The following is a 10,175-nucleotide window of genomic DNA, read 5'->3' as shown; positions in this document are numbered from 1 at the left end:
GATGAACTATTGCATGGAAAATTACGACCCCTGCAAGCAATGGATAGTAAACTATTTGGTAAAATATAGGTGTAGTAACGGGAATTTCTGTCCCGTTACTACACAACCCCCAAGTAACACAAATGTAATTGAGTTACATTCACTTTGGGGGTATTGCTCATTCCTTGTTTTTTTCAATTTGAATGTAACATAACGTGTTGACTTGTTACGTTCAATGTAATATAAATGACTTAATTCATTTTTAGTTGTTGTATCCTCATCATCATGTATTTTCTATATTTTAAAGTTTTAGTAAGCAATTATTTTATATGAATTTATAGGAAAAATGTTCATACGACCTAATTATTTACTGAATATTTTTTTGAAGATTCCTTTATGATCCTGGTCTTTATTCTGCATTTTTTCTTTTATTTCAATTAATTTATTATCAAGATCTTGAAAATGCTCTTCAAGTTGTAGTACATCCTGGTGAGGTTTCTCTTTTAATAACACCTGGCTATTTTCAATTAAATTATGAAGTTCTCCTATCTGTATATCTTTCTGTTTTAATTGATTATCTTTTTCGTTTAATTGATTACTCATAACTTTTAACTGTAATTTTAATGTTTCTATAAAATCTTTATTAATGTTTAACTCACTTGAATCACTAGCAACCTCGTCATTACTAGTATTATCATATTCATCATTATTAATGTCACAAGATGACTTTAATGAATTCTTAATCAACATTAATGTAGTATCATCAATAAAGGCACGCCCTTGTTTCTTAATAATTTTATCAGCAAATTCAGGTAATTTTATTTTTACATAAATTGATTGCATACTAACACTTAATTCCAAACTAGCTTGTTTAACTGTATATAATATTGATAACACCTCATTTTCAACATTAATAAGCTTTATTAAAATTTATTAATGTTCTTATTAATGTTTATTAAATCATTAATATAGTTCAACAAATTCACTTGAAATACCTTTAAAATTTAAAAAATCACCTACTAGATGTAAGTGACCATTGTTGAATGTCTTAATTATAATAAAGGCATTCCTATTTCTACACATACCCCTATTTATGAAGGGTTCATTTCTTTATATTCAACCAACTGTTCTTCCCAACTCATACTATCTTCTTCAGTTGATTTATTATCTTTATACTTGCCTAATAATTTATCTTCCAACTTGCCGAAATCATATGTACGTTGCTCATAATTATTAAAAACACCTTTAGCATAATTTTTCTTTGGTTCTATGTAAGTCCCTGGCTTAACCATGCTTATCATCCATCCTATAAAATTTGGTATATCCTTGTTTTTACCATCATCATATACTTTTTTAATTATTTGAAGATCCTTTTTAGAACTATCATATATTTTCTTAGCTTCAAGAACTGTTATTTTACTGTCACTCATTATTTTTATAATTTTTCTAATTGGAGTTTCTTCTTCAAATTCCGTTACTGTCGCGGCTACTTCATCCTTAACAGCAAGTAATTGAGGAAATTTGTTTTTCTTTATAGTGAATTTTAATTGAGTAACTTTTTTCTTAGTTTTTATTTCTTCATACTCAAATTGAATATCACTATTTCCGTTTATTTCTTCATAAGCAGGATTTAAAGCAAGTCTTTTAAATTCATAATAAACATTATAACTTTTAGGACATTCTAGTTTAGACCTTAATTCATCTAAATTATCAATTCTCCAACCAGTATCATTACCATTACTATTTTCAAAACTTTTTAAATAATAATACATTCTTTTACTATAAATATTATGAAAATTCAAAGAATATTTAAGTTGATAAAAGCATGCTTTTTTAGCATTTAACATTACTTCTTTTAACTTTTGTCCTAATTCAATTTCAATTTTTCCTTCACCATCAAGATATTGAATACTTGAAAACCAAGAAAAATATATTCTATTTTCTTTTTTTTCACTAATTTTTTGAGTTATTGCAAATCCTTTACCCTCAAATGTTTTAATTGCTTTTTTTAAATCTCCATAAATATTACTTTTATTTTTTATGTTATAAAGTTGACCATATTTTCTTATATCTATTTGATATTTAAGTTTTTCGTCATTTTCAATGGATGCAAAAACCATATCCAAAATATCATTTTGCTTTTTAGTCAATTTAAATCTTGCTTCAACTATCGTTTCAGGTCTTTTACAAATTAGATCTCCACCAACTTTATTTTCCATTCTTTAATTACCTCCAGTTCCATAGTATGGTAATATATTATCACAGTAATTACGTAAAATCAACGTTTTGTTTTACGCACTGATTTTATACGTAGTCAACACTGATTTTATACGTAGTCAACACTGATTTTATACGTAGTCAGCACTGATTTTATACGTAGATAGTCCGCTGTACACATTGGTATAACTGCCTTTGGAACACCCCTACTATACCTTTACTATACTCTTTACTATACTTTTACTATACAACAACAGTAGTAGTTGTTGTTGTATTTAATATTTTAGTTGAAAATTATAGTAATAATCCAATTTTTTTTAATATAGTTACCTCTAAAAAAAGAATAAATTGTATTGGAAATTGAAAAAAAGAAAATTATTTGATTAGTATTTGGATAGCCTGCGCCTTCCAAAAACATCTTGCTTGGAGGAAATTCCCCTCCAAGACCACCCCAAAATAAACAAGGCTATAGCTAAAAGGAGTTGAAAAGATTGGACCAAAAAAGAACTCGAAGTAAGCAAATAATTTTACGATCAACCCAAAAAGAATATGAAATAATACAAAAAAAAGTTGAAAAATCTAAGCTAAAACAAAATGATTATCTACTCAACTGTGCTCTACAAAAGGACATAATTGTGATTGAGGGTTTGAAGGAATTACTTTTAGAATTAGTTCGAGAAGGCAAAAATTTAAACCAAATATCAAGAGTATTAAATCAAAATGAAAATTTGGATTTAACTGAAATTACGAAGTTAAAAGAAAAGTTAATAGATCTTTGGGCAGCTGCGGAAGAAATTTTGAAGGAGGTAAAAAAATAATTGGCAATAGTAAAAAGTTTACCGGCTACTAAAACATTAAGCAATCAATTAAAATATTTGCAAAAGGAAGGTAAGACTCGCGAAAATTTAAAAGAAGGAATTAACTGTGATGTTGAAAATATAGAAAGAGAATTTAATACTATAAAACTTTTGCATGGAAAGACAGAAGGAAAACAATATTATCATTTTACTCAAGCATTTAGTCCTGAAGATAACATAACTCCTGAAAAAGCAAATGAGCTAGGAAAAGAATGGATACAAAATAATATTAAAGACCATCAAGTTTATATTGTCACACACATAGATAAAGACCATATTCATAATCATTTTGTAATAAATAGCGTAAATATTGAAAGTGGGAAAAAGCTGCAAATTACTCCTAAAAAGCTTTTTGAGATGAAAAATGATAGTAATAGAATTTGTGAAAGAGAAGGATTTAAAAAAATAGATGTAAATAAAAAAGCTGATATTAAAAAAACAATGGCAGAGCTGGGCATGGAGCTAAGAGGAATAACAACTTGGAAAGAGGAATTAAGGCAATGTGTTGATTTTGCTAGAGAAAGAAGTAATAACTTAGAGGAATTAAAAGAAAATCTAAAAAGTAATTTTGAAATTATAACAAGAGAAACTAAGAATAGCATTAGTTTTAAACATCCAGAGCAAGGAAAGTCAGTAAGAGGTAAAAATCTAGGTAATAAATATACGAAGGAGGAAATTGAAAATGGGTTTATTAGACAAAATACAGCAATTAGAGAAAAACGAGCAGATAGAGTCCAAGAAGATAATTCAAGAGGGGAAGGACAAACAGTTAACCAAACTACAAGAGCAGAGCATGAAGGCGAGAATGGAATACGAAAACACCCTTCTGAAAGAGAGCTTGGAAACATCGAGGCTACAATACGAGGAATTGAGCAAGAAGTCACAGGTAATTCTAAACGAAAAACTTCAAGAGATAATGAAAAATTACAACCTGACACAAAAACAAGTTCAGGAATTGAAAACAAGCAACGAGATGTTGAACCAGGGCATAGACCAACAACTAAACAAATTAAACCAAAAGTGCGAAAAAACATTGAAGAAATTGAACGATGATAATTATAATATGCTGGACAAGATATATAACCATATAGTAAGCACTTTTAAGGACCATACAAAGCTTATAAGCAAAGCAACTACAGAAACAGTACAAAAGTGTCAAGAGATTCAAGATAGTGCTAAGAATCGTTCTAAGAGCTATTTTGAGCGAAAGAAGATAATTGATTGGCTAATATTTTTAAATTTAGGATTAACCCCTCTATTTTTAATTCTCTTATACTTTAAAAAATAATTTGAAACAGAAGTAGGGTGGCAAATGTTAGTTATAATCGCCAGTGTTGCCTGCCACGGCAGTCAAAGTTTTATATATACAATAATTTATTAGCTGCATTTTCACTTCGTGGGGAAATAAAAGGAATAGTATTACTAAAAAATAAGAATAAAAAGTAATTTGAATTTAAATATTTGAGTTACTTTTTTATTTTTATAATTATCATGGGTATTTAATATATAATCTTTATAAGGCTTTCAAGCCTCAAAAACATATTGCAAAAGACTTTACAGTGATATATAATAAATATATGTTAACAATACAGTGTAAACATTTGTTAACATAGTTATAACAACGTTTCACGTAAAACATTGTGTTAACACAATTAAACGGGAGGTATTTTTATAATGGCAGATGAGAAAAGTACAGTATTAGGAATTAGGCTTGATACGGAAGAACGTAAAAGATTTGATGAGTTTGTAGGTGAAGAAGGTAAAAATAATAAAGACTTTCTTAATACATTATTAAATTTATATGAGTTAAACAAAGGAAAAGTTAAAAATATTAATTTGGTAGGAGATATTGATGTTTTAGAAGGGTACACAAACAAAATACATCAGGCATTTATAAGTGTAATTGATAAATTAGAGAGTCAAAAAGGTGATATTACCGAGGATAGCCAAAAAAATTTACAAATATATAAAGAAAAAATTAATAATTTACAAAATGAAATTGATTCAGTAACCTTATTAAACTCAATGAATGAGGAAAAGGTAATAAGCTTAAATAATGATAATCTAACATTGAAGGAACAACATAATCAATGGCAAGAAAGTTTACAAGATAAATTGACTATTATTAAGGAATACCAGGGTAAAAATGATACTCTTACAGGTATACTTGAAGAATATAAACAATATAAAGTTGAAGTGGAGCAATATAAGAAGTCACTTGCAGATACTCAATCTAAAAATATTGAATTAAAAGATAGCATTAAAGACAAGGATTTTACTGTTAACAATTTAAACAAAGACATTGTTAACTTAAAAGAAGATCATGAGAAGGCTATTAATGGATTGACTAAGAGCCAAGAACAATTAAAGGATAAACATATCGAAGATATTCAGCAGTTAAAGGACAAGGCAAGTATAACGATGGATAAGGCATTATTAGAACTACAAAAGGCACAACAGGAGCAGTTAAGTCAAAATCAATTGAAACATAATGATGAGATACAAGAATATCAAAGCAAATATAAATCACTATTAGAAGAACTGGAGAAGAAGAAATCAACTCCAAGGGTTAAAAAAGATAATGCAGCGGGAAAAGCAGTTAAATAATATTAATAAGAAAGATAGGTGAATTATTATGAAATTAACTAGAACGTTTTTACTTGGTTTAAAAGAAGTACCAAACTCTTTTTATTATGCTTTAAGGATTGAATTTCTATTTCATTCTAATAAATTAGAGGGTAGTACTTTTAATAGAGATACATTAAATCAGTTGGCAGATAAAAATATAGTTTCTGGTACTCATACCTGGGATGATGTTATTGAAACTAGAAACTCTTTAGATGTTTTTGATTTTATAATCGAAACACTAGATGAACCATTATCTTTACAGTTAATTAGGGAATATCATCAATTATTAAAAAATGGTACTTCTGATGATAAAAAGGGGTTCTCAGGTAGATTTAAAAAAATTCCTAATATGCTTAGTGGATTAGATGAAATAAAACTCGCAGAGCCACATGAAGTAGAACCTTTATTATTAGGACTTATTGAGAATTATAATACTAAAAAAGCTTTAAGTATTAATTTACATGAATTATGTTACTTTCATAGTAATTTTGAAAAAATACATCCATTCCAAGATGGTAATGGCAGAATAGGAAGGTTTCTTTTACTTAAACAATGTCTAGAAAATAATATTGATTTAATAGCTATTGATGAAAAATACAATACGGAATATAGGGGTGCGCTATATGAATCTCAATTAAACGGAAATTATGATAAACTTATTGAAATTTTTAAAAAATGTCAAGAGTATATAAAATCTAAGGAAGATATTATCTTTTCAAGCAATGAGGCATTAAAAAATTTAAAAAATAAATAATATTAAAAGACCTCTCTAAATAGATAGGTCTTTATTTTGGTCCAAGGTAACATTTGTTATGTTGTATGGACTTAATATAAAATTTTAAAGTTTTTATATGGTATATATGTTATATTCAAGTAAATAAACTAATTCGAAATTGTAGAAAATTTGTAATAACTATAATACTATAAGTAAAAAACAATTTACAAGGAGGATAATATGGGTGAAGCAAATAATATTAATGTTAAAAAAGTAGGAATAGGAACTTTATCATTGATAATTTCTATATTTTCTGTAATGTTTTCATTTAGGGGTCTTGCCAACATAAGTCTGAATCACACCATCAGAGACTTTAATACATCTTCACAAAGGTATATATATTTTACGTAGATAACCGTAAATGATTTGTTATACTTTACGGTTATAGTTTTGCACGTTTTTCCACTCTACGTAATGGTATACCTTTACGTAGGGTATTTGTTTTAAAATCAAAATCGTTCTATATAAGAGTATGTAAGTAAGTGGTATAACTTGATTTAAAGCCATTTTTGATTACTGCTGGTGTGATTCAGAGAAATGTTGGCGAGACCACATATAAACATCAATCTCAACCTTAAAATCCAAGATAGCATTCTTTCTAGATATTTCCCATAGCAACTACTGACAATTTAACACTACTTATAAGTTAATGTATTATGGATTTTAAGTCTGTAATAATTTTCTTGAAATCAGAATGAAGTTCTTCATCAACATTAAATACCTCATCTATGTTATTATATTTATTCATATTACTATCAATAAATGTTTTACTAAAAATTCTATTTGAAATCTTATAGATGATTTTTTCAAATCTATCATAATCAAAATCTGATGAATTATGTATCATTAATTCGCTTTTGATTTTCAATTCCTCACTTACTATTTCTAAATCTGTATATAGCTTATACAAACTCTCTGTATCTCTTATGTTACTATATATTTTAGCTACATTATTTATCCATTCTTTGCTAAAAAACATTCGCGAAGGAATATTCTTAAATTCTTTATTTTTGCAATTAATGTAAAGCTTTTTTAAATCAGTTGAACCTGTGACTAAATCATAATAAACTACTAAACTATTAACTCTGAGTTCTGATTCCACTTGAATTTTTTTACTAATATTCAAACTGATTATTACAGCTATAAGGGTTGCAGTCCCACCAAGGATTCCTCAAATGTAGCTACCTAGAAAAGTTGACCATTCAGAATTAGTTAAATTGGGTTTACTACCATTGCTAAAAACGAAACGGTTCAATATTAATGGAATTGTTATACAGATAATTATACTTACAATTATAGCAACTATAACTCTTCCATTCCCCCGCAAAAATTTAAAAATCATAATTTTACCTCCCATATATTACATAGTACTCTCGTAACCTCCCAAGCCATTCAGTGTATTGTGGATGAATAAATGAGTTGAAACAAGCCACGGTTTTTCCCTATAGCTTGTGTGTAATCTGTAAAATAAAACAAAAAAGAACCAGCTAATTAAATTAACACTAATTCTTTTTAGTCTATATACTTATATTTAATTAAAGGGGGCTTTAATTAAATAATTATTAAGTCAATATGTATTTATCATAATATATTAGTGCTGGCCATACTACATATTCAAATTAATTATATCACTATGAGGTATCTATTTTGATGTTCCTGTATTCAATTATAAATGAAAATTATTATAAAATATGAAGGCGGGTAATTTATATGACAAGGAATTTTATGTTAGTTCAATGGTTTCATGTGAAAAGTATACCATCTACTAAGTAATATTTTCAAAGAGGCAGTAACTGGTACAGCTATTAGCATCCCTAAAAGTCCACCTACATTACCACCTATAATAATAGCAAGCATAATGAATACTGGGTGCAATCCTACACTAGCTCCAACAATTTTTGGAGCTAACAAGCTATTATCTACTTGTTGAATTACAATCATTGCAATTATTGCCCATAGTGCATTAATAGGTTGTCCACTTTGTAAAGCAATAATAACTGACAGAACAGTTCCAATAACAGGTCCAATATAAGGTATCATGTTACAAATGCCTGCAATTATTCCTATTATTAAAGCAAAATCTATTCCAATGAAATAAAGTACAATAGCTGACAGAACTCCTACAAAGCAAGCTTCGACTAATTGTCCTCTTATATATTTATAAAAGGTACTATTAATGACAGATAGTATTTCTTTTAGTATATTTCCTGATTTACTTTCACCAAATATAAGCTTAAAAATTTTATTCCATAAATTCATAAAGTATTCTGAGTCTTGCATTAAATATATACTTAAGACTATAGCTATAAAAAACGAAAATATATTTTCTCCTATAGATAGAATAGAAGCTGTCATAACTTCTATGCTTGTCGAAAAATATGATTGAATATAACTTACAACCTGGACAATCTTTTCATGTAGATTTTCTAACATTGAAATATTTGAGCTTTGTAATTTTTTAGTAATAGTAGAACTAACAACTGATGTCGGATTATTTAAATAATCATTCAGGTACCCTATCATCGTAGATATGTTTATGTTATTAGATATTTTTCCACCAATCATAAGATATATTCCACTAATAATAGCTACAAACCCAGCTGTTACTAATATATACATTCCTGAAATTGCAATTACCCTTCTAAACGCTGCTCTTTTAAATATTTCTCTCTTATACAAGAAATTTTCAATGCTTTTAACACCTGGTTTCAATAAGTAAACAATTATTAATGCCATAAGAAGTGGCTTTATAATTCCAATAATTTCTCCTATTATAATTGATAATAAAGATATTAAATATCTTATATTATTGAAAATTGTTATACCCATATAAATTAGAAGCACAGTTCCCGTGGCATATAGGCAGTATTGTAATAATTTTTTATCTATTTTCATTTTATTCTTCCTTTCTAACTAGTTTCTTTTAAATAATTTACTCTAGTTACCTAACATATAACTTACACCCCTTTATGATCTTAAAAAAAATTGTAATCCACTTGTATTAAATGTTTCTATTTCTTTTTTCTTTTCTTGAAATCCTATCGACAATGAACACTATTACATCTACTACAAGTAAAAATGCATCATACTACTATAACAAAATTTAGATTATTTTGTCCCATTATGTCATATATAAAGTAAAAATGATATCTTAAAATTGAATTGCTGTAAATATAAACATTAAGTCTCTACTTAAAGCTTAGTTATCTTGGAATTAGGAAAGAAATAAACCTCCCTTATTTAATAATAAGGTTTTCTTATTACTGAATCATTCGAGCAAATTCGTTATATTTTTTGAAAATATGTTTTACTAATCTAAATTACTTGTTATTATAAATATATAAAATTGTATTTGTGTTATATTCGTTATTTCTTTGGTTATGTTTAAATAGTTAATTATAAAATGTATAGTTTTACTGCAAATAAATTCATTACTTATTATTAATATCTTAAAATTAATATGAATCATTTGTATAGCAAAATAAACATGTAATATATTGGAATAAAAGAATTTGATTGTCGAAAAAGGTTGAAATATAGCTAAATCAATGATATAGTATAAATATGAACAGAATATTCTAAATTTTTATTAAATTTAGAATTGTGTGAAATTTAGGCATTAATGTTCTTTGTTAAAAATCAAGTTATAAAGGAGTGATATATGTGGGATTATTACGTTGGTTAGCAGGAATATTAATAATTTTCTGGTTATTGGGGCT

General features: G+C 27.1%; 11 protein-coding genes. 6 read left to right on the top strand and 5 right to left on the bottom strand.

Going from position 1 to position 10,175, the window contains the following annotated elements; genetic code table 11:
• Positions 1 to 342: 342 nt before the first annotated feature.
• Positions 343 to 822, bottom strand: coding sequence for a hypothetical protein (locus KPL55_RS24695; RefSeq protein WP_216309415.1), 480 nt, complete (start codon positions 820 to 822; stop codon positions 343 to 345).
• 248 nt (positions 823 to 1,070) lie between these two features.
• Positions 1,071 to 2,198, bottom strand: coding sequence for a replication initiation protein (locus KPL55_RS24690; protein ID WP_216309414.1), 1,128 nt, complete (start codon positions 2,196 to 2,198; stop codon positions 1,071 to 1,073).
• Between the two features lie 489 nt (positions 2,199 to 2,687).
• On the opposite strand from KPL55_RS24690, the gene KPL55_RS24685 reads away from it, so the two are divergent.
• The 6 genes from KPL55_RS24685 to KPL55_RS24660 all read left to right on the top strand — a co-directional run bounded on the left by KPL55_RS24685 (position 2,688) and on the right by KPL55_RS24660 (position 6,807).
• Positions 2,688 to 3,014: a plasmid mobilization protein gene (locus KPL55_RS24685; protein ID WP_216309413.1), complete on the top strand. Its 327-nt coding sequence runs from the start codon at positions 2,688 to 2,690 to the stop codon at positions 3,012 to 3,014.
• Entirely contained in the window at positions 3,015 to 4,106 is a 1,092-nt protein-coding gene (locus KPL55_RS24680) for a relaxase/mobilization nuclease domain-containing protein (protein ID WP_216309412.1), read from the top strand. It abuts the gene before it with no gap.
• 10 nt (positions 4,107 to 4,116) lie between these two features.
• Positions 4,117 to 4,341, top strand: a complete 225-nt coding sequence (locus KPL55_RS24675; RefSeq protein ID WP_216309411.1) for a hypothetical protein — start codon at positions 4,117 to 4,119, stop codon at positions 4,339 to 4,341.
• Positions 4,342 to 4,727: 386 nt separating this feature from the next.
• Complete coding sequence (locus KPL55_RS24670) at positions 4,728 to 5,660, top strand: hypothetical protein (RefSeq protein WP_216309410.1); 933 nt, start codon at positions 4,728 to 4,730, stop codon at positions 5,658 to 5,660.
• A gap of 28 nt (positions 5,661 to 5,688) precedes the next feature.
• Positions 5,689 to 6,435, top strand: a complete 747-nt coding sequence (locus tag KPL55_RS24665) for a Fic family protein (protein ID WP_216309409.1) — start codon at positions 5,689 to 5,691, stop codon at positions 6,433 to 6,435.
• Positions 6,436 to 6,636: 201 nt separating this feature from the next.
• Positions 6,637 to 6,807: a hypothetical protein gene (locus tag KPL55_RS24660; RefSeq protein WP_216309408.1), complete on the top strand. Its 171-nt coding sequence runs from the start codon at positions 6,637 to 6,639 to the stop codon at positions 6,805 to 6,807.
• Positions 6,808 to 7,102: 295 nt separating this feature from the next.
• Here KPL55_RS24660 and KPL55_RS24655 read toward each other — a convergent pair whose 3' ends face one another.
• The 3 genes from KPL55_RS24655 to KPL55_RS24645 form a co-directional block, all read right to left on the bottom strand.
• Positions 7,103 to 7,582 carry a hypothetical protein gene (locus tag KPL55_RS24655; protein WP_216309407.1) on the bottom strand — a complete coding sequence of 160 codons (480 nt, stop codon included), beginning with the start codon at positions 7,580 to 7,582 and terminating at the stop codon, positions 7,103 to 7,105.
• Between the two features lie 45 nt (positions 7,583 to 7,627).
• Positions 7,628 to 7,798, bottom strand: a complete 171-nt coding sequence (locus tag KPL55_RS24650) for a hypothetical protein (RefSeq protein WP_216309406.1) — start codon at positions 7,796 to 7,798, stop codon at positions 7,628 to 7,630.
• Positions 7,799 to 8,184: 386 nt separating this feature from the next.
• A complete protein-coding gene (locus KPL55_RS24645) occupies positions 8,185 to 9,351 on the bottom strand; it encodes an AI-2E family transporter (RefSeq protein WP_216309405.1) in 1,167 nt (388 codons plus the stop codon).
• Positions 9,352 to 10,175 lie beyond the last annotated feature (824 nt).

The organism is Clostridium lacusfryxellense, from assembly GCF_018861735.1.
GTDB classification, from domain to species: domain Bacteria; phylum Bacillota; class Clostridia; order Clostridiales; family Clostridiaceae; genus Clostridium_AD; species Clostridium_AD lacusfryxellense.
This window is presented reverse-complemented; position numbering and strand designations above follow the sequence as displayed.

Coding starts and splice junctions, on each gene's coding strand:
- KPL55_RS24670 (WP_216309410.1), top strand. CDS start 4,728: ATGGCAGATGAGAAAAGTACAGTATTAGGAATTAGGCTTGATACGGAA.
- KPL55_RS24660 (WP_216309408.1), top strand. CDS start 6,637: ATGGGTGAAGCAAATAATATTAATGTTAAAAAAGTAGGAATAGGAACT.
- KPL55_RS24665 (WP_216309409.1), top strand. CDS start 5,689: ATGAAATTAACTAGAACGTTTTTACTTGGTTTAAAAGAAGTACCAAAC.
- KPL55_RS24645 (WP_216309405.1), bottom strand. CDS start 9,351: ATGAAAATAGATAAAAAATTATTACAATACTGCCTATATGCCACGGGA.
- KPL55_RS24695 (WP_216309415.1), bottom strand. CDS start 822: ATGCAATCAATTTATGTAAAAATAAAATTACCTGAATTTGCTGATAAA.
- KPL55_RS24675 (WP_216309411.1), top strand. CDS start 4,117: ATGCTGGACAAGATATATAACCATATAGTAAGCACTTTTAAGGACCAT.
- KPL55_RS24690 (WP_216309414.1), bottom strand. CDS start 2,198: ATGGAAAATAAAGTTGGTGGAGATCTAATTTGTAAAAGACCTGAAACG.
- KPL55_RS24650 (WP_216309406.1), bottom strand. CDS start 7,798: ATGATTTTTAAATTTTTGCGGGGGAATGGAAGAGTTATAGTTGCTATA.